We start from the raw sequence: 26930 nt of genomic DNA on the forward strand, positions 1-26930 counted from the left end.
CTTTTTTGTGTCCGATGCGACTGCCAAAGAGGTGCTGCACCTTGACCGCGCCACCTTTGCGAATGAGATCTGCATTGAAAAACTTCGTGGGAACATATGCCATTTTTTCTCGTGACGCAGACATCGCTGGTCGAAGCTCAAGATGAGCAGGAGGCCGCTCAAAAGGGCGTCGACCGCCTCCGCTCCGGAGGGCAAGTCACCGTCGCGGTAAAATCGGACGAAACTACGGTCATGCACGTCGTTGTCGCCGCAGCCGTCGAAGAGCCTCTCCCAGTCTCGCCATCCGGGGCCGCTGATCCACCGCGTGCTGCTACCGCTATCTCCGAAGCTGGTCCTGCTTCACCGGAAACCAGGAAGATGATCTTGAAGCGTATGCTCGCCGATGGTCTCGCCCTTCTCGGACGTCGAACCTAGTCCTCTCCCCGAAGTATGCCTATCGCCAGCAATCTCCTCTCCGAGTGTCGGCTCGAATTGAGAAGTGAAGATTGAAAATGAAAAGCAGGAAGAATGAACCGGTCGCAGATCGGTCCTCCTGCCGACGTTGTCGCTCAACCGCCGCCTGCGTCATCCCGGCTGCTTGTCCTTCGCAGGGCTGTTAGCCCCGCTTGTCCTGCGCAGCAGGGATGCTCGGCCGCAGTTGCGGCAGTCCGGCCGCTCGGCGGTCCGGGAGATGTCTTCGAAGAAATGAAGACAGGAAGGGCTGGCAAGGCGCCGGTCCGGAACTCCCGGAAAGGACAAATACCATGCAGATCCTGAAGATTGACCCGCGTGCTCTAAAGGAAAACCCCGACCGGATGCGTCAGTCGAAGTCTTCGCAGCAGGCGGATGCGCTGATGCTCGCCACGATCAAGGCCGTCGGTATCGTCCAGCCGCCGGTTGTCGCGCCCGAAGCTGATGGTGGTAACGGCTACATCATCGACGCAGGCCATCGCCGCGTTCGGCTCGCGATCGCCGCCGGTCTCGAAGAAATCGAGATCCTCGTCGCAGACGCTGCCAACGATAACGGCGCGATGCGGTCCATGGTCGAGAACAGCGTTCGCGAAGCCCTCAATCCCGTCGACCAATGGCGCGGCATCGAACGGCTCGTGGCTCTCGGCTGGACCGAGGAAGCAATCGCCGTCGCTCTCGCCCTTCCCGTCCGCCAGATCCGAAAGCTGCGCCTGCTTGCCAATGTGCTTCCGGCCATGCTCGAACAGATGGCGCTGGGCGATATGCCGAACGAGCAACAGCTGCGCGTGATTGCGGCCGCCGGCCAGGTCGACCAGAAGGAGGTCTGGAAAGCCCACAAGCCGAAGAAGGGTGACACCGCGCCCTGGTGGCAGGTTGCCAACGCGCTGACCAAGAAGCGCATGTATGCCAAAGATGCGAGCTTTGGCGATGATCTCGCTCAGGCCTACGGGATCGAGTGGGTCGAGGATCTCTTCGCACCGGCCGACCAGGATGGTCGCTATACCACGAATGTCGAAGGCTTCCTCGGCGCCCAGCATGAGTGGATGACGAGCAACCTTCCGAAGAAGGGCGGGATCGTCGAGGTCAACAGCTGGGGCCAACCGGAACTGCCGAAGAAGGCAAGCCAAGTCTACGGCAAGCCGTCCAAATCCGACCACGCTGCGATGTACCTCGATCGCGACGGCAAGGTGCAGACTGTCCATTATCGCATGCCCGAGACGGCGAAGCCAAAGGGCACTGCTGGTGACGGCTTGGCTGAACCCGGCGAGGATGCCGGCGCAATGGCCCCGTCCAAGGCCCGACCCGATGTGACGCAGAAGGGCCACGACATGATCGGTGACTATCGCACGGATGCGCTGCACGATGCGCTCGGCCGCGCGCCGATCGAGGACGACATGCTGATGGCGCTGATGGTTCTGGCCTTTGCGGGACAGAACGTTCGTGTCGACTCCGGTGCGGACGGAACCTTCTATGGCGGCAAGCGCTTCTCGCGGCATGCAGTCGGCTTGTTCGATGAGCATGGCAAGCTCGTCTTCGATCGGGATACCCTCCGGGTGGCCGTTCGCTCTGTGCTGATCGATGTGCTCTCGTGCCGCCGCGGCATGTCGAACAGCGGCATGGTCGCGCGTATCGCCGGCGAGGCGATTGGTGCAGACGAATTCCTGCCAAACATGGGCTCGGAAGATTTTCTCTTGTGCCTGTCGCGCCAGGCGCTGGAAACGTCCTGCACAGAGGCATCGGTCCAGCCGCGCCAAAAGGTCCGGGAAACCCGCGCTGCGCTCGTCGAGCATTTCGCGTGCGAACACTTCGTCCACCCATCCGGTCGCTTCGCGCCGCCGGTAGATGAGCTCCTGGACTGGATCCGCTCGGGTGCTGCCACGGACGTCATCGGCGCGGGATCCCAGGGTGACGAAGGCAATGATGCTGGCGATCCGGGAGAAGAACATGAGGCGCGGATCGACGGGGATGCGGATCAGGACGATCTGCATGACACCGACGTCGAGGCTGGCGATGGCCACGACCAGAATTTCGATCAGAGGGCGGCCGCATGACTACCGCCCTCAAGTTGAACGCAGCAGCACCCACCCCCGATTTTTCGGGGCTGGAGTTTGCGACTAGCGCGGACGGCTTGCCCGTCGCCCGCATCGATGATCTGGTCCTCGCCATGGTCACATCGTCCAGCGGCTTCGCCTTTCTCGCGAGCGCAGTCTTTGTTCGCCGGCCGCTCGCTGATCTGACGCGCGCCGATTTCATCGGGCACGACGGCCGGCTGGCCGACGAGGCCGAGTTCCAGAGGCGCGTGGCTGAGACTGCCGCACATAGACGCGATCTCGCTGCGCTGAGCCGCGTGCGGACGCGCATGTCTGCGAGCACCCCTTGGGGCGGCTCACAGATGGCGGTCATCTATGCCGAGGGCATCGTCGCCCATAGCACGGCCGGCCACGGAGGCTTTCACCTCTCTGCCGACCGCAATGTCAAAATCCATCCGCTGCTTCGGAAGGAGACCCCATGGTACGAAGAGGACAGCGAATGGGCGATCGTGGCGCTCAGCTTTCCAGACCTGTTCACCGGATATGAGCGGGCTATGGCTGAAAAGACCATCCGCAATACCTGGCCGGATGCCTGGGAGGCGATCCACGGCGCCAAGCTGGCCGAGGGAGAAAGCTGGGCCAGGGATCGAAGGGTGTTCGATCAGTGTCATGCGGCAGACTATATCGTCACTTCGGCAATCCTCTCCGTTCAATACCCCGGCATGACCGAGGTCGTGGCTGTCGTCGGTGGTGACCGGAGTTCTGACGACGATGAGCGTCACTTCTTGGTGCAGAGTGACGAGTATGCTGGGCGCGGCCGGTTTGGCTTTGTCATCGATCCCGACCGTCACGCCGAATATCATGGGCCGTCCTCCTTCATCGGCTGGCGAGGCCGGGGGGATGGCTCATGATAGACGTTCGCGCTCCGAAACCGCTGGCGAAGGCAATCGGCGCCCGACGTGAGACCCAGCGGCATCTCGATTGCCTGACCCGGCAGATTGCAGCGCGCGCAGGGCGGCAGACGATCACGGTAAGGGTCCGGAGCCGGGCGCGTCGCAGATCCGGCCCTCGTCTTTATCATCAGGAGCTTGCCGATCGTCTGGTCTTTGAGCGCTGGGGCGAACTCGACACGCTCACATGCAGGCTGGTCCTGCAGGAGCAGATCATCGACGCGCTCGAACGATATGGCGATGCACCTGCTTGCCTCACGCGGGATAGGCGGGCCTGATACCGAGTGAGCTGCGAGGGTGCTTTGTCACCACCTTGCGGCCCCGAGGATGGCGGGCTTGGCCATGTTACCTCCCTGCAGCTGGCATTTGATATCGACCCTTGCCGGACTGCCCTTCTTTTCGTTGCGGTCTGAACCGGCGGCCGGTCGTTTCAAGGCCGCTGGTGCGCCGCGGAGCGGCCGATCCAACTTCTCTGCGCGAGGGCAGGCCCGCGGTCTGCTCAGGTCAAGACCTGCTGGCCCGCAAACCGGCCCTGCTGGTTCAGTCGGACCGGACCTGTGAAGCCGCCCGTCCTTTGCCGGTCCTGGTCGTCCGCATCGAAGGGCAGACCGGCACGGGCCGGAACCGCTTCGGCAGCCACGGAAGGAACAGACATGGCCACGCCCGCCACCCCCAATCGCTCCACCGCTCGATCAGCACAATCCCGCCGAGGGACCACCCTCGAAATGGTCCGCCTCTCCTGCCCCGACGCGACCCAAGCACTCAAGATCGCCGAAAGCTTCGGCACGGCTATCGTCGACAGCGATGGCATCCGCAGCCTGCATGAGCGGCTGATCGTCGAGACCGCCGAAAGTCTCTCCGAAGGGCTTGGCGAAAAGGCCATGCAGATCCATCTGCAACGGATCGTCGGAGCCTTCGTCGGATCGGCGCATGGCGCCGGTCAGTTCTACTCCCGCGCCGTTACCGAAGCGCGCGACGCAACTGCCAAGGCATCGAACGATGCCCGCGATGAAGATCTTGACGGCCCGGTCGGCTACGACAGCGCCGCCCAGCGCAAGCGGGAATTTGCGGCCGACATGGGCGTCCAGTCCCACGCGCTGCGGATGGCGGCCGAAGGGGCGGTCACGGCCTACGAACAGGTTGTCGGCGAAACCTGGAAGCCCTTCGACCGACCGGTCGAGAACCCGGGCGCTTCGCTCGACCGCAAGGCGGCCGAAGCTCAGATGGCGGCCCTCGGATGACACCATTGGCGGAGGCAACCCCGCCCTTTTCAGTTTTTCCTAGGCTGGCGCCTCCAAGCGCCGGCCATTTTTCATGTTGGGAGGAAAAGCTGGAGACGTGCCTATGCGTCCCGTCCCGGCCGGTGGTCCTGCAGGAGCCGGGCGCCCATGCAACGGCTTTGCCGTCCTCCACGCTGTTGCGGCCGTTCCGGTGCATGGGCGCACCATCGGCTCCTGGCTTCGGACCTCCGTGACGGACCGCGACAGGCGCGGTCTTGAGAAAAGGAGAAGGAAGTCATGGTCAGGAAAACGGAAACCGATCGCGTCGACATCTACACGCGGATTACTGAGCGGATCGTCGAGGATCTCGGACAGGGCGTGCGCCCCTGGATGAAGCCGTGGAGCGCCGCTAACACCAGTGGCCGGATCACCCGGCCGGTACGCCACAACGGCATGCCCTATTCGGGCATGAACGTGTTGCTCCTTTGGTCGGAGCAGATGTCCCGCGGATTTTCATCGTCGATGTGGATGACCTTCAAGCAGGCGCTCGAACTGGGCGGTGCCGTGCGGAAGGGCGAAACGGGCTCGACGGTGGTCTTCGCCAGTCGCTTCACCAAGTCCGTGGCCGACGGGAGCGGCAACGATGTCGACCGGGAAATCCCGTTCCTGAAGGCATATTCGGTGTTCAATATCGAGCAGATCGATGGCCTGCCTGACACCTATTATGCTCCGCCACCCACCGTGCGTGATCCTGTCGAGCGCATCGAGAGCGCCGATCGCTTCTTCAAAGCGACCGGCGCGGTTATCCGCCACGGCGGCAATCAGGCCTACTACTCACCTGTCATGGACTATATCCAGATGCCGCCATTCGAGGCGTTTTGCGATGCGGCCGGATACGCAGCCGTCCTCAGCCATGAGGCGACGCACTGGACGGCCGCAGAACATCGCGTCGGCCGTGACCTGTCGCGATACGCGAAGGACAGAACTGAACGAGCTCGTGAAGAGCTAACCGCCGAGCTCGGCAGTTGCTTCCTGTGCGCCGATCTTGGCATCGCGCCGGAGCTCGAACCGAGGCCCGATCATGCGTCCTACCTACAGTCCTGGTTATCGATACTTGCCAACGACAAGCGGGCCATCTTCCAGGCGGCGGCCCATGCGCAGCGCGCGGTGAGTTTCCTGCATTCCCTGCAGCCGGAAGCTGATCTCAAGGCTGCGGCCTGAACGTCAGGCGCGGTCGTCACCACCGGTGACGGCCGCTCTTTCCATATTACGCTGATCCTGGAGACCTTGTGCGATGTCAGTATCCAGCTTTCCCCAGATCGACGGTTTCAGAGCGTCGGGTTTCGGTTTGCGGGTCGGTTTGCGTTCGACGATGAACGGCTTGGTCTGCTGACGCATTGATCCTCCGGGTTGCGATTCGCGGGTGCAACGATATCGCACGAAGCGTGACGGACAAGTCGACCAGTGTCCTAAAGGACCTCTCTTCCCCCAAATGAGGCATGCCGCGACGACGGTGCAGGTGTCGCGTGGTGCGGGTTGCCATTCATGCACAGGGCAAATGCGGCGGACTGCCGTTGCCATATCCCTTCACGGCAGAGTTTCCGGCAACCCATCTGCGGGCTCGATGAGGCATGTCTGACCGGAGACCGGCTGCGCCTCGATCGTCTTCCCGCAACGGCAGTCCCAGATTTCTGACCCCGGAACACTACGTGTTCCTCCTTACCCACTCACAAATCTGCGACTTGCCGTCCTCCATTTCATTGCGGCCCAATCGCCACCCCCGACGCGCAAGCGCGAGGGGGACCCCGGCTGGGTGCGGTCCGATCGTCCCCGGTCTTTGCGACAGCCATCGAGGCCGCGATGGGCGCGGCCCGAACACAGAAAAGGAATACGACAATGGCAACCATCGGCACCTTCACCTCCACCGAAAACGGCTTCACCGGCTCCATCCGCACGCTCGCACTCAACGTCAAGGCACGCATCGCCCGCGTCGAGAACCCCTCCGACAAGGGCCCGCAGTTCCGCGTCTACGCCGGCAGTGTTGAACTCGGAGCCGCGTGGCAGAAGCGCTCGGAACAGACAGAGCGCGACTACCTCTCGGTCAAGCTCGACGACCCTTCGTTTCCCGGCCCGATTTACGCCACCCTCACCGAGGTCGAAGGCGAGGAAGGCTACCAGCTGATCTGGTCTCGTCAGAACAGGGATTGAACGAAACTGGCCCCGCCGAAAGACGGGGCCAGGACTATAAAAGGTCGGCGTCGATCGGAGCGATCCGCCTTCGGCGCGCCTTTCGTTACTTGTTCAAGGCATCCTTCAATGCTTTGGCCGGCTGGAACGACAATTTCCTTGCCGCGGCAACCTTGATCGTCGCCCCGGTCGACGGATTGCGAGCCTCGCGTTCGGGCGTGTCCTTCACCTTGAACTTGCCGAAACCTGGAATGGATGTTTCCGAACCCGAGCTTGCTGCGGAGGTGATTGCGGCAAAGACGGCTTCGACGATCGACTTTCCCTGGACCTTGGTCAGGCCGTACTCCGTGGAGATCTTGTCCGCGATTTCATTGGTGGTGGTCATCTCTGTTCCCTCGTTTGAACAAGGAATTCATTTCATCGGAATCAAGCTCTGTCACGCCGCGAGGTGCCGAGAACCCCGGGAAACAAGGGGTTCTCCACAGGATGCACCGCCACGCCAGGTTCCAGAGGCAGCATCATGGTCCGGAAACGGGGGCATGCCTTAATAGTTGTCAGCGCTGCCTCCCGGGACGGTCGAGTAGCCGCGCGCCCGTTTCTGTCGAAGGAGTTCAAGGAACCGTACAACGGCCTCCTTCTCAGCCCCGCAATGATGAACCATCCTCTGTCCCATTGTCCCGATCCTTCCCCAGCGCCGCGTCAGGCACGGATCTCCAAACAGGTTCGGCTCGATCGATATCGAATAGAAGCGGGCGATGTTTTTCGCCTTGGAGGTCCGCTCGAGGTAAAGATGGTAGCGCTGGATGATCATGCCCAAATCATTGCGTTTCCTGAAACGCACGTCCAACGAGTGTTTTGAATCGCTCCGGCTCAATCGATTCATTTCGGTGATGTGACTACGCGTGCTATTCTGGCGGTCGACGTTCAACGAGCCGCACTCGCCGCCGAGCCGAACGTAGCGCCCAAGTGGCTTTTTTCCATCCGAGTGGCGATTATCTGACAGAGCCCGGCAGTGGGCAGTTATGGGCCAAGTGCGACTACTTCGTCCGAATGTGGGAGCGGGAAGGCAAGCACCAGCCTCGCCCGGAACATGCTGACGCGCATGCGGATGCCGCTTACGAACTTCGCGAAATTGGCTTTAGGTTTTCTGGGTAGAACAGCGCCCGCGTTCAATAGAAACCGGGAGCAATCGGATTTATGCTTGCGCTGTGTACCGGATGGACGCAAAGCCATGTTGCCATGCGCCGCGACGGCCGGCAAACGACATGCAACTCTTTAAGTCCGAAAAGCGAAAGTCAGTCCATGCCTCCCCAGCTCTCCCTCGCGCGCGAGAAAATCTCCGTGCTCCTGCTCGAAGGCATCAGCCAGAGCGCCGTGGATTATTTCTCCTCTTGTGGTTACACCAATCTCGTGCATCTGCCGAAGGCGCTTGATGACAAGGATCTCAAAAGCCATATGGCCGACGCGCATATCATCGGCATTCGTTCACGAACGCAGCTGACGGACGAGATTTTCGAGTGCGCCAGGAAGCTGATTGCGGTCGGCTGTTTTTCCGTCGGCACGAACCAGGTCGATCTGGAAGCCGCCCGTCGTCGTGGAATTCCCGTGTTTAACGCGCCTTATTCGAACACGCGCTCGGTCGCCGAACTTGTGATCGGCGAGATCATCATGCTGACACGGCAAATTTTCCCACGGTCGGCGTCAGCGCATCAGGGCGGATGGGAAAAGTCCGCGGTCGGCAGCCACGAAGTTCGCGGAAAGACGCTGGGGATCGTCGGCTACGGCAATATCGGCTCGCAATTGAGTGCCCTTGCCGAAAGCATGGGCATGGTGGTGCGCTATTTCGATCTCTCCGACAGGTTGCGCCGCGGCAATTCGGAATCGCTGGCCTCGCTCGGCGAACTTCTCGAAATCTCGGATTATGTGACGATGCACGTGCCCGAAACGGCGTCGACGCACAATATGATCACCGAAACCGAACTGCGCCGCATGAAGAAAGGCGCCATATTCATCAACAATTCCCGCGGCACGGTGGTCGATCTCGATGCGCTGGCGAAAGTCCTGAACGAAGGCCATCTGGCCGGCGCCGCGGTCGACGTATTTCCCAAGGAACCGGCATCGAACAACGAACGCTTCGAAACGCCCCTGCAGGGCCTGGGCAATGTCATTTTGACACCACACATCGGGGGCTCGACAGAAGAAGCCCAGGAGCGGATCGGTGGGGAAGTTTCCAGGAAGCTGATCGAATACTCCGACATCGGCTCGACGATGGGCGCCGTCAACTTCCCTCAGGTTCAGTTGCCCGAACGCCCGAACGGCACGCGCTTTATCCATGTTCACCAAAACCGTCCTGGGATGCTCATCCAGTTGAACGAGATCTTCTCCTCGCGCGGACTGAACATCGTCGCCGAATACCTGCAGACCCATGGCGACACGGGTTACGTGGTCGTTGAAGTCGAGGGCGTGTCAGATGCCGCCGACGATATCGCCCAGGCGCTGCGCGAGATACCGGGGACGATCAGAACGCGGTTGCTCTATTGAGGCATCAATTCTTGTCATATCGCACATGCGGATGGCATGAGTGATATGGCTCCTGCCGGATTTGTGCGCGCATGTCGGGAGATCCCCCCGACTTGCAGAATGAAGCCGCATGGCTTGGCCTAAAAAACAGGTAATCGCTGCTTCGCGCATGGGCTATCCTCGCACGTGCGGCTGACCAAAGCGGCTTTTCTGGACACAAGCCTTCATGTCGTCGCGCCGAAACCAGATCGCGCGGCCGCATCTGAGCGGTGGATTGCCCGCGGTGAACACGATCTGCTCGTCGGTTCTCATGCGCAGAACTTCATGGGGTTGGATCAAGGGTCGTGCCGCCAGTTGCTTCGAGCGGGTTCGAGAGGACCCTCGTGACTGGACGCTGCGACTGACCTGGTCGATCTCGACCGTCGTCATGCCGCAACGCCGGGAGATGTAGTCTGCGGTTTCCGGATCGTTGATCGCGGCAAATGAGATCCAGCTTGCGTTCTCGAACCACTTGCTCGACGCGTCCCGACCGCCATAGGCTTCCCGCAACTGGCCAATCGACTGGAAGAGCAGGTTCAGCGTGATGCCGTATTTGCGACCGGCGTCTCGCGCGATCTCCAGTATGCGCATGTAGCCGAGGCGAGCGATCTCGTCGAGCAGGAACAGGGCGCGCCCCTCCATTTCGCCATCGCGATTGTAGATCGCGTTCAAAAACGAGCCGATGACGACGCGGGCCAGGCCGGAGTGTGTCTCCAGCGTCTTCAGATCGATGTTGATAAATACATCCGTCTTGCCCGATGCGATATCCTCGGTCCGGAATGTCGAACCCGAGACCAGCGCCGCGTAGTTCCCGTAGGAAAGCCAGTGTGTCTCCTTGATTGCATTGGCGTAAACGCCGGAGAAGGTTTCCGGCGTCATGTTGACGAATGCGGCGACGTTCTCTTTCACGAAATCCGATCCGGAATTGTCGTAGATATCCTGCAGTCGCTGTCGAACCTTCGGCTCCGGCTCTGACAGATTGCCGCGCAACTGGCGAAGCGTCTGTTGTTCCTTCGGCGTGTGGCCGGACAGGCAGACATCGGCGATCATCGCGGTCAGAAGCTGCAAAGCCGAAGCCCGGAAAAAGTCATCTCTCGCTCCGCTGGTACGGCCGCTGTCGCTCATGATCCAGGACGCGACCGATGCAATGTCTTCTTCTATCGTGCCGCCATGCTGGCCGACCCAGTCCAGCGTGTTGAAGCCGGTCGTGGGGTTGCGTGGATCAAGAATCCTGACCTGTCGGCCCGCCTCTTCACGATGTTTCGACACCATTGGCGCGACCTCGTTCGACGGATCGAGCAAGATGAGCGATCCGCCCCACTTCAACGCTGTCGGGATCGTCACCGAGGTCGTTTTGAAACCGCCCGATCCCGCGAAGACGATGCCATGCGAAGAGCCGAATGAGCCGTCGAAGCAGAGAAGCGGTGATTTGCCGCCGGCGCCCCAGGTCCCCTGCCTGTCGGCACGGAATGCAACACCGGCAACGTTGTCATGGTCGACCCGATATCGTTCGCCGACCACAATGCCACCAGTCGCCGGGAACAGCCTGTCTGCTTCGGGAAGTTTCATCCAGTCGGCCTCGCCGTGCAGGGCGCGCTTGCCGGTGATGCGTTGCGGCGCAGCCCGGGCGAAGACGGCGTTGCCGGCTATCGCCACGCGCATTGCAAGGCCGCCGGACATCAGTGCAGCGGCCGCACCGATCATCGTCGATGGATCGAGATGGGATAGCGCGGATTTCCCCGCTGGCACCTCGGAGGAGAGCGCTGCAAGGCGCACACCCTCTCGCACGCAAGCCATCAGGATGACCACGGCGTTTCCGATTGTTACGCCAACGCCTGCGGCGCGAATGCTCGCCGATCCGGCTGTTGCGAACAGCAAGATCAGGCCGAGCGTAGCCGCCGCCATGTAGGGTACGGCGACCCCTGCCCGTCCCAGGGCAAGCCTTGCCGCCTCAGTCTGCCCGAACTCGGCAAGCCATGTCTCGATGCCGGTCATCGCGAATACGGTTACGCCCATTATGGTCACAGTCAGAATGACGAGAACGATCCTATTCGCCTTCATTGCCGAATGCCTCCGCCCCGATTGCGGTCAACCTTGCGCGCTCGCTGTCGTCGGACTTCAGCCGCTCTCGCAGATCGATCAGCGCGCCAAGGAGAAGCGCCCGCTTCTCGAAGCGAAGGCCGGCTTTGACGATCAGGCCGCCGAGCTCGATCTTCTCACGCGTATCCTTCTTCCGGGCGTCGGACGTTGCGTTCCTGCTCATTCGCTCAAGCCTCACCAGCGTTGCCCGAAGCCGCGCCACGTGTGAGCGTCTCGGACTGCCCGCCGCCCGTGCTGCTTTCTCCTGCCCCTTTCGTTCCGCTCGGAACGGTCTTGCTTCCCCGAAAGCGCTTCGCCAGTTGCTCGAACGCTTCCTGCAGATCCGTCTCTTCGATCTCGATTTCGCCAAGGCCGGCTCGAAGCGCGATGCGACCGATGCGCTCGGCTTCTCTCGCCTCCGCGTGCTTGAGCTGCTCTTGCAGCCTGGCGATTTCCTCGCGGAGTTTGGAGGATGGTTTCTTCATCTCTGGCTTTTCTCTGATGCTGGATGTCGTTGTTCATGCAGCCAGGGTCGTTCAGATCGGCGTGTCGATCTACTGACAGAAATGCGAGTAGGCGGAGCCTACGCTTTTGAGCATCATCCCTTCCGTTCGCAAGGACGGATCCGAAGGGCGCAATTATACGTCGCTGACGCGACGCCCTGCTTCTGGCTGTTGGGCCGGAGGCTTTTGCTCCCGACGAGGACGTTGGTTTCAATCGGAAGAGGAGCGCATTGCCCGTGGCTGTCCCGCATTTCTCCGTCAACGTGGTTGCCCGCGGATCCGGCCGCAGCGCGGTGCTGTCGGCCGCCTACCGGCACTGCGCGAAGATGGAGTATGAGCGGGAGGCACGTACGATCGACTATCGCGCCAAGCAGGGTCTGCTGCACGAGGCGTTCGTCATTCCGGCGGACGCTCCGCAATGGCTGCGGGCGATGATCTCGGATCGTTCGGTGTCCGGTGCGTCGGAAACGTTCTGGAACACGGTCGAGATGTTCGAGAAACGCACCGATGCGCAACTTGCCAAGGACCTCACCATCGCCCTGCCGGTCGAGCTTTCGGCAGAACAGAACATCGCCCTGATGCGGGAGTTCGTCGAGCGGCATGTGACGGGAAAGGGCATGGTTGCCGACTGGGTCTATCATGACGCCCCGGGCAATCCCCATGTCCACCTGATGACCACGCTCAGGCCTTTGACCGAGGACGGGTTCGGTTCGAAGAAGGTTCCGGTCACAGGGCCGGACGGCAAGCCCCGGCGCAACGATGCGGGCAGACAAGTCTACGAACTCTGGGCCGGCGGGCTCGATGACTTCAATGCCTTTCGTGATGGCTGGTTTGCCTGCCAGAACCGGCATCTGGCACTGGCCGGGCTCGACATCCGCATCGATGGCCGTTCCTTCGAGAAGCAGGGCATCGAGCTGACCCCGACCATCCATCTCGGTGTCGGGACGAAGGCGATCGAGCGGAAAGCAGAGGGTGCCGAAGAGAAAGCTGCGCTCGAACGGCTAGAGCTGCAAGAGGAGCGGCGAGCTGAGAATGCCCGCCGTATCCAGCGCAATCCGGAGCTCGTGCTTGATCTAATCACGCGGGAAAAGAGCGTGTTCGACCAGCGCGATGTCGCGAAGATCCTCCATCGCTATATCGACGACGCGGGCCTCTTCCAAAGCTTGATGGCGCGCATCCGGCAGAGCCCCGAAACCCTCCGTCTTGATCGCGAGCGGTTGGACTTCGTGACCGGGATCCGGGCGCCGGCAAAGTACACGACACGTGAGCTGATCCGTCTCGAGACTGAGATGGCCAGCCGGGCAATCTGGCTCTCGCAGCGGTCATCGCATGGCGTCCGCAAACCCATACTCGAGGCGACCCTCGCGCGCCACGAACGGCTGTCGGATGAGCAGAAGGCCGCCATCGAGCATGTCGCTGGTGGTGAGCGGATCGCCGCCGTGATCGGCCGCGCCGGCGCTGGCAAGACAACGATGATGAAGGCGGCGCGAGAGGCATGGGAAGCAACTGGCTATTGTGTCGTTGGTGGGGCACTCGCCGGTAAGGCAGCGGAAGGTCTGGAGAAAGAAGCGGGTATCACCTCACGCACGCTGTCGTCTTGGGAACTGGGCTGGAAGCAAGGTCGCGGGCAGCTCGACGACAAAACGGTCTTCGTGCTCGACGAGGCCGGTATGGTCTCTTCCCGGCAGATGGCGCTGTTCGTTGAGACCGTCACCAGAGCCGGTGCCAAGCTCGTGCTCGTCGGAGATCCGGAACAGCTTCAGCCGATCGAGGCGGGTGCCGCGTTTCGGGCGATTGCCGATCGCATCGGCTATGCGGAACTCGAGACGATCCACCGCCATCGCGAGCAATGGATGCGCGATGCGTCGCTCGATCTTGCACGCGGCAACGTCGGGAAGGCTGTCTCAGCCTATCAGTCCAATGGCAAGATAATCGGCTCCGAGCTGAAGGCCGAGGCGGTCGCCAACCTTATCTCGGACTGGAACTGCGAATACGATCCTGCCAAGTCCACATTGATCCTTGCGCACCTGCGCCGTGACGTCCGCATGTTGAACGAGCTGGCGCGCACGAAGCTGATCGAGCGCGGAAGTGTCGATCAGGGTTTTGCATTCAAGACCGCCGACGGTATCAGAAGCTTCGCCGCCGGCGACCAGATCGTCTTTCTGAAGAACGAGGGCTCGCTCGGCGTCAAGAACGGTAGGCTGGCGAAGGTGGTCGAGGCGTCGCCCGGCCGGATCGTCGCGGAGATTGGCGAGGGCGAACATCGCGTCCAAGTTACGGTCGAACAGCGCTTCTACAACAATGTCGATCACGGCTACGCGACCACGGTGCACAAGAGCCAGGGTGCTACAGTCGACCGGGTTAAGGTGCTGGCGTCGCTGTCCCTCGATCGTCACCTCACTTATGTGGCGATGACGCGTCACCGCGAGGATCTCGGTGTCTATTACGGCCGCAGATCCTTCGCAAAGGCTGGCGGTCTCGTGGAGATCCTGTCGCGCAAGAATTCCAAGGAAACGACGCTCGATTATGCCGGCGGCAGCTTCTACCGACAAGCGCTCCGCTTTGCCGAAGCACGCGGTCTTCACATCGTCAACGTTGCCAGGACCGTCGCGCGGGACCGTCTCGAATGGACGGTCCGGCAGAAACAGAAGCTTCACGATCTCGCCGGGAAGCTCGCGGCAATCGGCGCCAAACTCGGCTTCGTAGCATCGACGGCCAGATCAGTTCCAATTGCGGCAAAGGAGACCAAGCCCATGGTGGCCGGTATCACCACCTTCCCGAAATCGATCGATCAGGCAGTCGAGGACAAGCTGGCGGCCGACCCATCACTCAAGAAACAATGGGAAGAAGTCTCGATGCGCTTCCACCATGTCTACGCGCAGCCGGAAGCAGCATTCAAGGCAGCGAATGTCGACGCGATGCTGAGCGACCAGACATCTGCGGAAAAGACGATCGCCATGATTGCCAGCGAGCCTGAAACCTTCGGTGCCCTCAAGGGCAAGACGGGTCTACTCGCCAGCCGCGGTGACAAGGCGGACCGCGACCGTGCGCTGAAGAATGTCACGCCACTCGCCGACAGCATCAGCGATTATCTCCGCCAGCGGGGCGATGCCGAGCGGCGAAATCATGCCGAAGAACTGGCGGTGCGTCGTCAGGTCGCGCTGGAGATCCCTGCGCTTTCGTCCAATGCGAAAAGCGTGCTCGAGCGGGTGCGTGATGCGATCGACCGAAACGATCTGCCCTCGGGCCTCGAATATGCGCTCGCCGACAAGATGGTGAAGGCTGAACTCGAAGGTTTTGCCAAAGCGGTCACCGAACGTTTCGGAGAAAGAACCTTCCTGCCCCTTGCAGCGAAGGATGCCAATGGCGAGGCGTTCCAGCGCGTCACGTCAGGTATGAATGCTGCCCAGAAGAGCGAGGTGCAACGGGCCTGGAATACGATGCGGACGGTGCAGCAGCTGTCCGCCCACGAGCGCAGTGTGACGGCACTCAAACAGACTGAAGCATTGCGTCAGACAAAGTCTCGGGGGCTCACTCTCAAATGAAGATGCGTCATCGGCATAGATTGCTACGGCGCATGAAACGGCTCGTTTGGCTCTATCGGATCAGCAGCGTCAGCCTCTTTACGCTTGGCCTCATTGTGCTGCTTGGCGGTGCAGGTTTCCGGGTCAATCTGACACCGAGCGAGCCCCTGGGCCTGTGGCGCATCGTCGACCCCGATCGTCCGATCCTGGTTGGCGATCTGGTCTTCATTTGCCCGCCGGACACCGACGCGATGCGTGAGGCGCGTGCGCGTGGATATCTGCGTTTCGGCCTCTGCCCTGGCCGGGTCGCTCCACTAATCAAGCTGGTGGTGGCAACGTCCGGGCAGGCGATCGAAATAGCTGATGAAGTGCGCGTCGATGGTCGGCCGCTACCTCAGTCGCGCGTTGCACGGGTGGACGGCCACGGGCGTGAGATGGTGCACTACAGTGGGGGCGTCGTTCCGCCCGGCGCGGTCTTCCTGCATTCCGAGTTCCCGGGATCGTTCGATGGCCGGTATTTCGGCCCGTTGCCGATGGATGGGATCCTGGGACTTGCGCAGGAGGTTTGGACCTATGCGCCATGATCTCTTCCGGACGGGTGTTTTCGTCGCACTATCAACAGGTGCTGGGTGGATCGGCTGGAGCGGTGATGTGCTTTTCTTGCCCGTCTCTGCTGCATTCCCCGTGCTCTGGTCCCTGGCACGTACGCGACTGCAGGCAACGGCGATCAATGCTGCCTACTTCCTCGCCGCATCGCGGGGACTGCCGCAGGGCGTAGCGAACTTCTATTCATCGGATATCTGGCCCGGCCTTCTCCTATGGCTGCTGGCTTCCTCCGTCTTCGTGGCAGTCCATTCCGTAATCTGGACCGATCACAAGGGATGGCGGAAGCCTCTTCGATACCTCGCTGCCTGTTTTGCGATGGCGGTTCCACCCTTTGGTATTCTGGGATGGGCGCATCCGATCACCGCCGCAGGCGTTCTGTTTCCCGGCTGGGGATGGTGGGGTCTGGGGGCGATGGCAGCCGGCCTCATCGTCATGACAACGCGTTATCGGCCGGCTGCAGCCTTGGCCATGGCAGGCCTCTGGCTCTGGTCCGCCGCTGAGTGGACGCCACCGATCTTGCCTGCGTCGTGGATAGGTGTCGACCTCGAAATGGGCACATCTCTCGGACGCGAAGCTGGCCTCAAGCGGCAACAGGAGCTGATCGATGTTGCTCGCGCTCAACCGCAGGGCACAACAGTCGTGCTGCCGGAGAGCGCTCTCGGTTTCTTGACGCCCACGGTTGGCCGCGTCTGGCAGAGAGCCTTCGCGGATGCGGGCATCACCGTCATCGCGGGTGCTGCGGTCATTGATGAGTGGGGTTACGACAATGTCCTTGTGAAATCATCGGCTGATGGAAGCGCCATTCTTTACCGGGAACGGATGCCGGTGCCAGGATCGATGTGGCAGCCATGGCGAGCCTGGATGGGCGATCAAGGCGGCGCCCGGGCACATTTCTTCGCAAATCCCGTCGTTGACGTTGGCAACCAGAGTGTGGCGCCACTGATCTGCTACGAGCAGCTTCTCGTCTGGCCGGTCCTGCAATCGGCATTCAACCGCGCCAACGCCATCGTCGCAGTCGGAAACGGCTGGTGGACCAAAGGAACTTCGATCATCGACATCCAGCGGGCGAGCAGCGAGGCCTGGGCCCGTCTGTTCGGCCTGCCGCTCGTTATCTCGTTCAACACTTAAGGTTTGGAGCTTGCATGCTGGAAGCTGCGCTGATCAAGGAATGTGCCGACCCATCGTTGAAGCCGGCAATCGTCGAGCAGTTCGTCCAGGCAGTCGGCTCGGATGATCCACTCGCCATTACGGTCAAATCTGGCGGCCGACTGATCCTCGTTCCCAAACCGAAAACACCCGAAGAAGCAATCGAGATCGTCCGCGATAACATCGGCGGTTCTGTCGTGCGGGTGGGCCTGACCCAGATCCCGGCGGGTATCGGTATGAAGGACGCGTCGGAGCTGAAGGCTGATCTGGTTGACCCCTGCGCCAATCTGCGGATGGGCACAGCAATGTTTTCGAAGATTCTCCGGATTGTCGCTAAATGGTATGGAAACCCGACGAGCGAGGAGGTCTTTCCCCAGCTCTTCGACGATGCTGTCCATGCGTGGCAGACCGGAACGTTCGAGGGGGAGAGCGTGTTCCAGGCTAAGGATCCAGGTGGCGCGGTCGTGCAACGGCGAGCGCTCGAGAGTGACGATGTTGCCGGAGTTGAGGAGGGTGGATACTCGGAAATGCCGGAGGAAACTCCGATCAAACCCGACGACACCGGTATCCGGATCGATCTGACGAGGATCGGGGGCCAGAAGTGATGATAATCAAGATTGGACGCTTGCTGTATTAAAAATGGACGGCGCACTACTTTAAAATAGACGCTCATTCAGTTAAGAATGGCCGTATGAACGAACACGCGAACTCGAAGTCCCTTGTCAATCGTAAAGCGCTGCCTCTCGTAGAGGCAGCGCTAGCCGATACCCGTGTCGTTTTGATATCCGGACCTCGTCAGGCCGGGAAGACCACGCTCGCGCGCATGTTCTCGGATAGCGATCGACCATACATCACATTGGATGATGCGGGTACGCTGAACGCCGCTAAAGCCGACCCCACAGGGTTTATACGAGGGATCAAGCGAGCGGTTATCGACGAGGTCCAACGAGCCCCTGATCTGATGCTTGCAATCAAGGCAAGCGTGGATGACGATCAGGAGCCGGGACGGTTTCTGCTAACGGGCTCCGCCAATCTCGCGACCATTCCGGCTATTGCTGACTCTCTGGCCGGCCGAATGGCAGTCATTCCGCTTCTGCCCTTTGCGCAGGCCGAAATCCGATCAAGTCCTGGCCGCATGCTCGATCGACTCTTTGCGGGGGAGGAACCAGCCATTAAGGGTGAGGTTGTTCTGGGCAAGGAAATGATGAGCATGGTTCTGGCGGGCGGCTATCCTGAAGCCTTGAGGCGAACCACATCAGCCCGGCGAGTCTCGTGGCTCGAAGACTATGTTAGTCTTATTCTAGATCGCGACGTGCGCGACATTGCCAACATCGATCAACTCGATCGTTTGCCGCGCCTCCTGAACATCCTCGCCGAACATGCCGGGCAATTGATCAACAATAGCAGCTTCGGTTCGGCGCTGGGATTGTCCGGGGTCACCGCTCAGAAATACATAGCCATCCTGGAGCGGCTATTCCTTATCAAAACCCTGGCACCATGGTCTAACAATCGGCTCAGCCGGCTTGTCAAAACACCAAAGCTCCATTTCATCGATACAGGACTACTGGCGGCGTTGCGCGAAGACGAATTGGCCAGGCTATCCGATGACAAAACGCGATTTGGCGCGCTGCTAGAGAGTTTCGTCGTCTCCGAACTGATGAAGCTGGCATCCTGGTCCGAGAGACGCGTCTCGTTTTCGCACTATAGAACGAAGGATCTGGATGAGGTCGATGTCGTGATTGAAGATCGGCGTGGGCGGATCATCGGTATTGAAGTGAAAGCGTCTGCGACCGTCAAGGCCGATGATTTTCGCGGGTTACGTCAGTTGCAGGCAGCGGTAGGTGACCGTTTCGTGCGTGGCGTCGTCTTGCATGATCATGACCGCATCACGCCGTTTGCCGAACGCCTGCAGGCTGCGCCCCTCTCAATCTTGTGGTCGATGTGAAGTGGATTTATCGGGCTCTATCGGCTCTACAGGGAGGAGCGGCTCACCGGCACCCCCGCCGAAAATCTTCGTGGGAGCAACCTGACACTCAAAGAAGGAAAACGGTGCGCAAAACACATGCGACTTTCAACGCTATGCTATGTCAGCTTTCCTGCAAAAAATGCGGGCCAATGTCGTGACCAGAATGGTGGCGCTTAACGGAAATCATCTCCGCAAGGGGGCCGGGAAGCGACAGTCCGATGTTGGCGTGCAGAAGACTGAAAGCGGACATCCAAACAGCTAGCGACGGGGTCCCAGTTTGGCCCAAGGGTGGCGTGACTTCCTCTGGACCTGCCATTGCACCTTACCGCTCTTTGCCACCGGCAAATTTGATCTTGATCCGAACGTCGTCTTCGCGGCTGAAGTTTTACGTCGCAAGAGCAAGACGCTCAAGCGAGCGGCAGCTTTACGTGGACCTCGACCCCTTCATCCTTGATTGGCCTCGGGGAGATCACTTTCACGGTCATGCCGGCGCGGTCGGCGATGGCCTTGATGATGGAAAGGCCAAGGCCGCTGCCGCCGATCTTTGCGTCGCCACGCTCGAACCTTTGCATCAGCCGATCCATGGCTTCGCCCGGCAGAACCGGGCCGTCATTGACGACGCGAAGCGATCCGTCCGCATCGAGAGCCGCCTCGACCACGCCATCCTGTGCTCCGTGCTTCAGCGCATTCTCGATCAGATTGCGGAACAGAATACCGACGGCGTCGGGATCCAGCTTGGACAGCACCGGGGCTTGCGGCAGGGTCAGGACAATCCGCCCCTCACCGGCCCGCGTGAAATCCTGGACAATCATCTGCAGGACGGGCCTCAGATCGGAAGGCTCGTCGCTTTGCAGGCGTCCGCCTTCGGCGCGGGCAAGCTGCATCAGCTTTTCCGACATGCGCATCAGCCGCTTCAGGGTGGTTTCGATCTCGCTCGCCCGCTGGCCCGTCAACGCCTCCGTGGTTTCGGAGCGAATGCGCTGCGCCTGGGCGATGGCGCCGGCGACCGGCGTGCGCAGCTCGTGCGCCGCATTGGCGGCAAAGGCCCGTTCGGCGTTGAACGCCGCCTTCAGCCGGTCCAGCAACTGGTTGATGCCCGCCGAGATCGGGCGAAGCTCGCTCGGCAGGCTACTGTCCGGCAAGGGCGACAGATCCTGGGCGCCGCGATGGGCGAGCTCCTCCCGCAGCCCACGCACCGGGCGCAGGGAACGGCGCACCACCAGGCTGATCACCAGCAAACTCGAGGGGATCACCACGATCAACGGCAGGACAAGGCCCAGCAGCATCTTGTGGGAGAGTTCGGTGCGCTGGTCGAGCGATTCGGCGACGGCAATCGTCAGGCTCCCTTCGGCGTTCACATCGTAGTAGAGCTGGTGCGTGTCGGTCTCCAGAAAACCGCGCCTGGAAAAGGGCGGAAAGATCGAGACATCAGCGCCTCTTGAAGCGAGCAGGACCCGCCCGTCGCGGTCACGCACGACAAAGGTCACATCCTCGCCATACCGCGCCTCGCGGCCGATGTGTGTCTCGCCGTCGTCGTCCTCTTCATCGCCATCATGCTCGACCGCATCGTGACGCCCGTAGCCCTCCCGCAGGTCGTGCCGGGCAATCGGCAGGATGCGCTGCGCCGTAGCCTTCAGCCCGTCATCGAACACTTCCTGCATTTCCCCGCCGAGGCGATGCGCCGTGACCGCAGCGGCCGCCAACCACAGCAGCGTCACGGAAAGCCCGACCGCAAGCGCCAGGCGCGTCTGAAGCGAAGCGCCGATCTTCATGCTCGCCCCAATCGATAACCAAGGCCCCGTTCGGTCTCGATCACATGGGCGCCGAGCTTCTTGCGCAGCCGGCTGACATGAACCTCGATGGCATTGCTGTCGATTTCCGTATCGAAGGAATAGAGCCTCTCCTCAAGCTGTGCCTTGGAAAAGAGCTGGCCCGGACGCTGCAGGAAGGCCTCGAACAGAACCCATTCGCGCGCGGTCAGAATAACGGCCTTGCCATTCAGCATGACGCTTCGAGCCGCGAGATCGACGGAGAGCGGACCGAGCGTGACGATCGGGTTGGGGTTGCCGGTATAGCGGCGGGCGACCGAGCCGATGCGGGCGGAAAGCTCGGCGAGATCGAAGGGCTTCACCATGTAATCATCAGCCCCGGCGTTAAGCCCGGCAATCCGGTCCGAAACCTGGTCGAGCGCGGTCAGGATCATCACCGGAGTGACATCGCCCCTGCCGCGCAAAGTCTTGAGAAATGGAATGCCCAAGCCGTCGGGCAGCATGAGATCGAGCAGGACAAGGTCGTAGCCGGCGGCGGCAAGCGCATCGACGGCCCGATCCAGTCGGACGACCCAGTCGACGGAATGGCCATCGGCAGCGATCTGGTCGCGAATGGCAGCACCCAGCGCCGTATCGTCCTCGATCAGCAGAACCCGCATCATTGCCTCCCGTTTCACATCTCTCCTAGTCCTCCCGCCAGCTTACGGGAAGCTGAAGCAATGTCGCGTCGTTTGTCAGGTGCCCGTCAGTTCGCGTGGCCAATCATCGCTCCAACACAGAGAGGAAACGACAATGAAGACCGGCATTCTGCCGACCGTGGCCTTGGCCATCCTGGCCGCGACGTCCGCCCAGGCCAGGGACGATTGCGATATTCCGATTGCCCACTGGCAGCCACGCGAGGCCGTTCGCGCCATGGCGGAAGAACGCGGCTGGACGCTGAAGCGCATTAAGATCGACGACGGTTGCTACGAAGTCTACGGCACCGACAGTCAGGGCCGCCGCTTCGAGGCGAAAATAGACCCCGCGACGCTCGAGATCATCGAGATCGAGGAACGCCACGACCATCGCTGACCTCCCTTCCACATCCCCCATCACGACACCCCGAACAGGAGACAACCCCTATGACCTACCGCAAACTTCTTCTGGCTGCCAGCGCAGGCACCGGCCTTTTCGTCGCCTTCGGCAGCCTCGCCATGTCGTTCGACACGCTGAAAATGAACGCCGCAAGCGCCATCGACCTGGTGGACTATGACGAGGGCGACGACGATGACCAGCACGACGGGCATCGCCGCCATCATGACGATCGCGGTCGCCAAGCTTCCAACGACTGCCGCGGCGACGACGAAGATGATGACGATGACGACGGCGCCTGCGGCGGTCGTGGCCGCGTCATGCAGCAGCAGAACGCCACGCCGCCGGCCAATGGACTGTTCGCACCGGGCTCCAAGCCAACCGTCCAAGTGAACTGAACCGTCCAGAACCGCAAAGGAAATTACAATGAAGTCCCTTCTTGCCATGCTCGCCGTCACCACGGCACTCACCCTTCCCGGCCTCGCCATGGCGGGTCAGGTGACGTTCACCACCACTCTTAGCAACTACGGTGGCGATGGCGCCTATCTCGCCTATTACGTCACGGATGCTCAGGGCAAATATGCCGGCAGTCTGTGGATGGCTGGCGGCAAGGCGAGATACTACGAGCACCTGAGTGGCTGGTACCGCGCCACGGGCGGCGATAGCGCCGAGATCAACGGCATCACCGGTGCCAGCGTCGGCGCTGGCCGTTCGCTGAAAATCACGCTCGATCTGGCCGATACGCTGTTCGATGCCGGCTATCAGCTGCACATCGATTCCGCCGTCGAGGACATGCGCGACAGCCCGAACGAGATCGTCGTGCCGCTGACGTCGTCGGGCTCCGGCCAGACGGTGAAGGGCAAGCGCTACATCGCCGACTTCACCTACGCCCGTTAAGCAGGAAGGACGCTCGTCATGATCCGGTCGCTCCACCGTTGGTTCGGGCTGATTGCCGCCGTGCTGCTGATTGCCGTCGCGCTGAGCGGCATGGCACTGTCAGTCTTCCCGGCTGCCGAGGCGCTCACCAGGCCCACCGCACAGGCAATCAGCGTCGCGGAGCTTGCCGCCCGCGTCCAGGCGGCGGAACCCTCCGTGGAGCAGATCAGGCGGGCGCCGTCCGGCCGCATCACCGCCTATTATTTCGACGGCGACCAGCCGGCCTCCGCGGTCATCGACCCCGCGACGGGCAAGCCCGCGGGCAGCGCCGATACATCGGCGCTGCAACGCTGGCTGACCATTTTCCACCGTTCGCTGCTGCTGGACGATACGGGTCGTATCATCACTGCGGGTGGTGCGGTGGTCATGCTGCTTCTTTCGATGTCCGGCCTTTTCCTTCTGGCGCGGCGCGCCGGCGGATGGCGGCTGCTTCTGAAGCCGATGCGCGGCACCGGCGACGGGCGACTTCATGCCGTGGTGTCGCGGTTGGCCCTGCCGGGTCTGTTCCTCTCCTCGCTTACGGCTCTCTGGATGACCGCAACCACCTTCGGTTTCCTGCCGGAGGGCGCTGGCGCGCCGGCCTTTCCGGCGGAAGTCAGCGGCCGGACGGGCGTCACACTTGCCGCCATACCCACGCTTCTGGAGACCCCGGTCGATGAACTGCGTTCCCTGAGCTTCCCGGCCGCCACCGACGCAACCGATGTCTTCACGCTGAAGACGGCGCAGGGTGAAGGCTATCTCGATCAGGGCAACGGGACGCTTCTCGCCTGGAACGATGCCGGCTGGATCGATCGCGTCTCGCATCTGATGATGATGCTGCACACCGGCCAGGGCCTGGCATGGCTCGGCCTGCTTCTCGGGCTTTCGGCCCTCAGCGTTCCGGTTCTCGGATGGACGGGCGTCTCGGTCTGCCTTGCCGGCCGCCGCGATGGCAAGACGGCCTCCGTTGCCGCTGGCGATGCCGATACCATCGTGCTGGTCGCCAGCGAAGGCGGCACGACGCGCGGATTTGCCGCGACGCTCCAATCGGCGCTTTCCGCGCAGGGACTTCGCGTGCATGTGGGGCCGATGGCGCACTTCAACTCCGCCCGCTGGCCAAAGGCACGCCGGGTCATCCTGCTCGCCGCCACCTATGGCGATGGCGCGGCACCGGCCTCGGCAAACGGCTTTCTCGAGGAGTTCGCGCGCTGTCCGGCAAAACCCGGCCTGCCGCTTGCCGTGCTCGGTTTCGGCGATCGCAGCTTCCCGGAATTCTGTGGTTTCGCGGCCGGAATCGCGCGAGCAGCCGAGGAAAAGGGTTGGCCGCTGCTTACCCCGTTCGACACGGTGGACCGCCAGTCGCCACAGGATTTCGCCCGCTGGGGACGCAACCTTGCGCAAGCGCTCGACCTGGACTTCGAGCTGAACCATCAACGGGCGGCGCCGAAGACATGGGAACTGTCGCTGATATCGCGGCGCGATTACGGCGCCGACGTGCAGGCGACGACGGCGATCCTGCGCTTTGCCCTGCCGAAAACCTCGCTTTGGCAACGCCTGACAGGCCAGGGTCTGCCGCGGTTCGAAGCCGGAGACCTGATCGGCGTGGTGCCGCAAGGCTCCGACCTGCCGCGCTTCTATTCGCTGGCGTCCGGTACCACGGACGGCTTTCTCGAAATCTGCGTGCGCAAGCAGGCCGGCGGTCTTTGCTCCGGCCAGTTGACCGCCCTGGAGCCGGGCGACACGATGACTGCCTTCGTGCGGACGAACCCTGCCTTCCGGCCCTCGCTCGGCGGAAAGCCGGTCATCCTCATCGGGGCCGGCACCGGGATCGGACCGCTCGCCGGCTTTGCCCGCGCCAATCATTCGGGCGGGCCCATGCATCTCTACTTCGGCACCCGCCACCCCGCCAGCGATGCGCTTTACGCAGAAGAGCTTTCCGGCTGGAAGGACGACGGTCGGCTCGCCTCGGTCTCGACGGCCTATTCGCGGACAGCGACGCCGGCCTATGTGCAGGATATCCTGCGCAAGGACGCGGCACGGCTTGGCAGGCTCATCGCCGCCGGCGGCCAGGTTCTCGTCTGCGGCGGACGGGAGATGGCGGCAGGAGTCGCCGCCGCTCTTGCCGATATTCTCGCGCCGCAAGGTGTTACCCTTGCCACACTGAAAGCGGAGGGCCGTTATGCCGAAGACGTTTACTGACCTGACGCGCCACACGCTGAACGGCCCGACCATGGCTACGCGCTGGTCGGCGCTGTTTCATGCGCCGGCCGATTTCGACGCCGAGCCGGCACGATTGGCCATGGCCAATGCCGTAACCGAGGTGGACGAGCAAATGTCCAGCTGGAAACCGGACAGCGATCTCAACAGGCTGAATGCCGCAAGTCCCGGCGAATGGATCACCCTGCCGGAGCGGCTCATCACCGTTCTCGCCGCCGGCCTCACCATCGGCCAGGCTTCGGGTGGCGCCTTCGACATCGGCATGGGCGATGCCGTTTCCGCCTGGGGTTTCGGCCCGGACGCGGCCGACGAGGACCGGATCAAGGCCGCGCGGCTTTTGAGCCGCAGCCCGGCGCACGATATCCTGGAACTCGACACAGCCGGCGGACGCGCCCGAAAACATGCCGACATGCGCTTCGATCTGAACGGTATCGCCAAGGGCTATGGCGTCGACTACCTGACGGAGGCTGCGCGCGAGCATGGCATCGACGCCGGTCTCTTCGCCATCGACGGCGAGTTGCGGGCGCTTGGGCTTCAGCCGGACGGCGCCAGCTGGACCATCGCCGTCGAACTGCCTGACCCGGACGCGCGTGCCCCGCACTCCATTCTCGAACTGCACGACGCCGCCGTCGCCACGTCGGGCGACTATCGCCACTTTATCGATGTCGGCGGCCACCGCCTGTCGCACACCATGGACCCGCGCCTCGGAATGCCGCTCAGACAACCACCAGCCTCTGCGACCGTGATTGCCCGCGATTGCATGAGCGCCGACGCCTGGGCGACGGCCATGATGGTCCTTGGCAAGGCCCGCGGTCTGCCGCTCGCCGAAAAGCTCGGAATTTCCGTCCTATTCCTGTACCATGGGTCTGAAAAGCCTGCCGGGTGCGGCATGTTTGCGCCCTGACATGTCCCGTGACAGTCCGCATCATTGCTTTCTACACTCCTCAATCACCGCCAATCCTCAAAATGGAACCATGCCATGTCCCGTCTTCACACGGAAAGTCATCTCGTCTCGCGCATCGGCTGGCTGCGTGCTGCAGTGCTCGGGGCCAATGACGGGATCGTCTCGACGGCAAGCCTGATCGTCGGGGTCGCCTCCGCTTCCGCAGCATCTTCCGATGTCCTTGTGGCGGCCATTGCCGGTATGGTTGCTGGCGCAATGTCGATGGCCGCCGGCGAATATGTCTCCGTCAGTTCACAGGCCGACACCGAGGCGGCGGACATGGCTCGTGAACGCCGAGAACTTGAAACCATGCCGGAAGCTGAGCTGGAGGAACTAACCCAGATTTACGTGACGCGCGGTCTTACCCTCGACCTTGCCCGGCAGGTTGCCGAGCAACTGACCGCCGGCAATGCGCTTGACGCGCATGCCCGCGATGAACTGGGCATTGTCGAGCATATGACCGCCCGCCCGATTGAGGCGGCACTGACGTCAGCTATGACCTTTGCCATCGGTGCAGCGCTACCCCTTGCACTGGTGTTCGTGTGGCCAAAAGCTACGCTTGTCTCTGCGGTCTCGACCGCGTCGCTCCTCTTCCTCGCGCTCCTAGGCGCCATTGGCGCCAAAGCGGGCGGTGCGAACATGCTGAAGGCGACCGCACGTGTAACATTCTGGGGAGCGGCTGCCATGGCACTCACCGCAGGTATTGGTGCCTTTGTGGGGACGACCGTATAGGTAAGCAGAAAGACTGCTAAAGTGATTAAGCTGCCTGCACGGTCTCACGCCTTAGGCTCAGGA

Annotated in this window: 27 protein-coding genes; 18 read left to right on the forward strand and 9 right to left on the reverse strand. The window is 61.9% G+C overall.

What is annotated here, in order from left to right:
- The first annotated feature begins 743 nt into the window (after positions 1-743).
- The 3 genes from H4I99_RS22415 to H4I99_RS22425 are packed head-to-tail and all read left to right on the forward strand — an operon-like array spanning position 744 to position 3708.
- Positions 744-2501, forward strand: coding sequence for a ParB/RepB/Spo0J family partition protein (locus tag H4I99_RS22415; protein WP_163897227.1), 1758 nt, complete (start codon positions 744-746; stop codon positions 2499-2501).
- Positions 2498-3391 (forward strand): DUF7007 domain-containing protein, encoded by an 894-nt coding sequence (locus tag H4I99_RS22420; RefSeq protein ID WP_163897225.1) that lies wholly within the window; start codon positions 2498-2500, stop codon positions 3389-3391. Before H4I99_RS22415 ends, H4I99_RS22420 begins: the two co-directional genes overlap by 4 nt.
- The gene (locus H4I99_RS22425; protein WP_163897223.1) at positions 3388-3708 is read left to right on the forward strand and encodes a hypothetical protein; all 321 of its coding nucleotides are present in this window, start codon (positions 3388-3390) and stop codon (positions 3706-3708) included. The genes H4I99_RS22420 and H4I99_RS22425 overlap by 4 nt, the downstream gene beginning before the upstream one ends.
- 221 nt (positions 3709-3929) lie before the next feature.
- Here H4I99_RS22425 and H4I99_RS22430 read toward each other — a convergent pair whose 3' ends face one another.
- A complete protein-coding gene (locus H4I99_RS22430) occupies positions 3930-4085 on the reverse strand; it encodes a hypothetical protein (RefSeq protein WP_163897221.1) in 156 nt (51 codons plus the stop codon).
- On the opposite strand from H4I99_RS22430, the gene H4I99_RS22435 reads away from it, so the two are divergent.
- Both H4I99_RS22435 and H4I99_RS22440 read left to right on the forward strand, forming a co-directional pair.
- On the forward strand, positions 4084-4671 hold the full coding sequence (locus H4I99_RS22435) for a hypothetical protein (RefSeq protein WP_163897219.1): 588 nt from the start codon (positions 4084-4086) through the stop codon (positions 4669-4671). The two genes, H4I99_RS22430 and H4I99_RS22435, sit on opposite strands and share 2 nt — an antisense overlap.
- Before the next feature lie 276 nt (positions 4672-4947).
- Entirely contained in the window at positions 4948-5871 is a 924-nt protein-coding gene (locus tag H4I99_RS22440; RefSeq protein ID WP_163897217.1) for an ArdC family protein, read from the forward strand.
- A 3-nt stretch (positions 5872-5874) separates the two neighbouring features.
- On the opposite strand, the gene H4I99_RS22445 is transcribed toward H4I99_RS22440, so the two are convergent.
- The gene (locus H4I99_RS22445; protein WP_164490830.1) at positions 5875-6048 is read right to left on the reverse strand and encodes a hypothetical protein; all 174 of its coding nucleotides are present in this window, start codon (positions 6046-6048) and stop codon (positions 5875-5877) included.
- A gap of 498 nt (positions 6049-6546) precedes the next feature.
- On the opposite strand from H4I99_RS22445, the gene H4I99_RS22450 reads away from it, so the two are divergent.
- On the forward strand, positions 6547-6858 hold the full coding sequence (locus tag H4I99_RS22450) for a DUF736 domain-containing protein (protein WP_163897215.1): 312 nt from the start codon (positions 6547-6549) through the stop codon (positions 6856-6858).
- Between the two features lie 85 nt (positions 6859-6943).
- Here H4I99_RS22450 and H4I99_RS22455 read toward each other — a convergent pair whose 3' ends face one another.
- Together H4I99_RS22455 and H4I99_RS22460 are read right to left on the reverse strand one after the other, a co-directional pair.
- Positions 6944-7222 (reverse strand): HU family DNA-binding protein, encoded by a 279-nt coding sequence (locus tag H4I99_RS22455; RefSeq protein ID WP_163897213.1) that lies wholly within the window; start codon positions 7220-7222, stop codon positions 6944-6946.
- Positions 7223-7381: 159 nt separating this feature from the next.
- Positions 7382-7648 carry a WGR domain-containing protein gene (locus H4I99_RS22460; protein WP_163897491.1) on the reverse strand — a complete coding sequence of 89 codons (267 nt, stop codon included), beginning with the start codon at positions 7646-7648 and terminating at the stop codon, positions 7382-7384.
- Between the two features lie 491 nt (positions 7649-8139).
- Between H4I99_RS22460 and serA the strand changes: the two genes are divergently transcribed.
- Positions 8140-9378, forward strand: a complete 1239-nt coding sequence (gene serA, locus H4I99_RS22465; protein WP_163897211.1) for a phosphoglycerate dehydrogenase — start codon at positions 8140-8142, stop codon at positions 9376-9378.
- Positions 9379-9531: 153 nt separating this feature from the next.
- Here the strand turns inward: serA and traG are convergent, their stop codons facing one another.
- Genes traG through traC form a run of 3 tightly spaced genes read right to left on the reverse strand, consistent with a single transcriptional unit; the run spans position 9532 to position 11960 of the window.
- The gene (gene traG, locus H4I99_RS22470; protein WP_163897209.1) at positions 9532-11457 is read right to left on the reverse strand and encodes a Ti-type conjugative transfer system protein TraG; all 1926 of its coding nucleotides are present in this window, start codon (positions 11455-11457) and stop codon (positions 9532-9534) included.
- The gene (gene traD / locus H4I99_RS22475) at positions 11444-11659 is read right to left on the reverse strand and encodes a type IV conjugative transfer system coupling protein TraD (RefSeq protein WP_163897207.1); all 216 of its coding nucleotides are present in this window, start codon (positions 11657-11659) and stop codon (positions 11444-11446) included. The genes traG and traD overlap by 14 nt, the downstream gene beginning before the upstream one ends.
- 4 nt (positions 11660-11663) lie before the next feature.
- Positions 11664-11960 carry a conjugal transfer protein TraC gene (traC, locus tag H4I99_RS22480; protein WP_163897205.1) on the reverse strand — a complete coding sequence of 99 codons (297 nt, stop codon included), beginning with the start codon at positions 11958-11960 and terminating at the stop codon, positions 11664-11666.
- 254 nt (positions 11961-12214) lie between these two features.
- On the opposite strand from traC, the gene traA reads away from it, so the two are divergent.
- The 5 genes from traA (at position 12215) to H4I99_RS22505 (ending at position 19199) form a co-directional block, all read left to right on the forward strand.
- Positions 12215-15523: a Ti-type conjugative transfer relaxase TraA gene (gene traA / locus H4I99_RS22485; RefSeq protein WP_163897203.1), complete on the forward strand. Its 3309-nt coding sequence runs from the start codon at positions 12215-12217 to the stop codon at positions 15521-15523.
- Positions 15524-15555: 32 nt separating this feature from the next.
- On the forward strand, positions 15556-16086 hold the full coding sequence (gene traF / locus H4I99_RS22490; protein WP_244625255.1) for a conjugative transfer signal peptidase TraF: 531 nt from the start codon (positions 15556-15558) through the stop codon (positions 16084-16086).
- Complete coding sequence (locus H4I99_RS22495; protein ID WP_163897199.1) at positions 16076-17236, forward strand: conjugal transfer protein TraB; 1161 nt, start codon at positions 16076-16078, stop codon at positions 17234-17236. Before traF ends, H4I99_RS22495 begins: the two co-directional genes overlap by 11 nt.
- Before the next feature lie 14 nt (positions 17237-17250).
- Entirely contained in the window at positions 17251-17859 is a 609-nt protein-coding gene (locus H4I99_RS22500; protein WP_163897197.1) for a TraH family protein, read from the forward strand.
- 86 nt (positions 17860-17945) lie between these two features.
- Entirely contained in the window at positions 17946-19199 is a 1254-nt protein-coding gene (locus tag H4I99_RS22505; RefSeq protein WP_163897195.1) for an ATP-binding protein, read from the forward strand.
- Positions 19200-19627: 428 nt separating this feature from the next.
- Here H4I99_RS22505 and H4I99_RS22510 read toward each other — a convergent pair whose 3' ends face one another.
- Together H4I99_RS22510 and H4I99_RS22515 are read right to left on the reverse strand one after the other, a co-directional pair.
- Positions 19628-20992, reverse strand: coding sequence for an ATP-binding protein (locus H4I99_RS22510; protein WP_163897193.1), 1365 nt, complete (start codon positions 20990-20992; stop codon positions 19628-19630).
- On the reverse strand, positions 20989-21648 hold the full coding sequence (locus H4I99_RS22515) for a response regulator transcription factor (RefSeq protein WP_163897489.1): 660 nt from the start codon (positions 21646-21648) through the stop codon (positions 20989-20991). Before H4I99_RS22515 ends, H4I99_RS22510 begins: the two co-directional genes overlap by 4 nt.
- A gap of 133 nt (positions 21649-21781) precedes the next feature.
- On the opposite strand from H4I99_RS22515, the gene H4I99_RS22520 reads away from it, so the two are divergent.
- The 6 genes from H4I99_RS22520 (at position 21782) to H4I99_RS22545 (ending at position 26867) form a co-directional block, all read left to right on the forward strand.
- Complete coding sequence (locus H4I99_RS22520) at positions 21782-22060, forward strand: PepSY domain-containing protein (RefSeq protein WP_163897192.1); 279 nt, start codon at positions 21782-21784, stop codon at positions 22058-22060.
- A 50-nt stretch (positions 22061-22110) separates the two neighbouring features.
- Positions 22111-22458, forward strand: coding sequence for a hypothetical protein (locus H4I99_RS22525; protein ID WP_163897190.1), 348 nt, complete (start codon positions 22111-22113; stop codon positions 22456-22458).
- A gap of 28 nt (positions 22459-22486) precedes the next feature.
- On the forward strand, positions 22487-22957 hold the full coding sequence (locus H4I99_RS22530) for a DUF2271 domain-containing protein (protein ID WP_163897188.1): 471 nt from the start codon (positions 22487-22489) through the stop codon (positions 22955-22957).
- Between the two features lie 18 nt (positions 22958-22975).
- Complete coding sequence (locus H4I99_RS22535; RefSeq protein WP_163897186.1) at positions 22976-25174, forward strand: PepSY domain-containing protein; 2199 nt, start codon at positions 22976-22978, stop codon at positions 25172-25174.
- Positions 25155-26096, forward strand: a complete 942-nt coding sequence (locus tag H4I99_RS22540; protein WP_163897184.1) for an FAD:protein FMN transferase — start codon at positions 25155-25157, stop codon at positions 26094-26096. The genes H4I99_RS22535 and H4I99_RS22540 overlap by 20 nt, the downstream gene beginning before the upstream one ends.
- A gap of 75 nt (positions 26097-26171) precedes the next feature.
- The gene (locus tag H4I99_RS22545; protein WP_163897183.1) at positions 26172-26867 is read left to right on the forward strand and encodes a VIT1/CCC1 transporter family protein; all 696 of its coding nucleotides are present in this window, start codon (positions 26172-26174) and stop codon (positions 26865-26867) included.
- The last annotated feature ends 63 nt before the right edge of the window (positions 26868-26930 follow it).

Source organism: Paenirhizobium daejeonense (genome assembly GCF_014280875.1).
Classification (GTDB): domain Bacteria; phylum Pseudomonadota; class Alphaproteobacteria; order Rhizobiales; family Rhizobiaceae; genus Allorhizobium; species Allorhizobium daejeonense.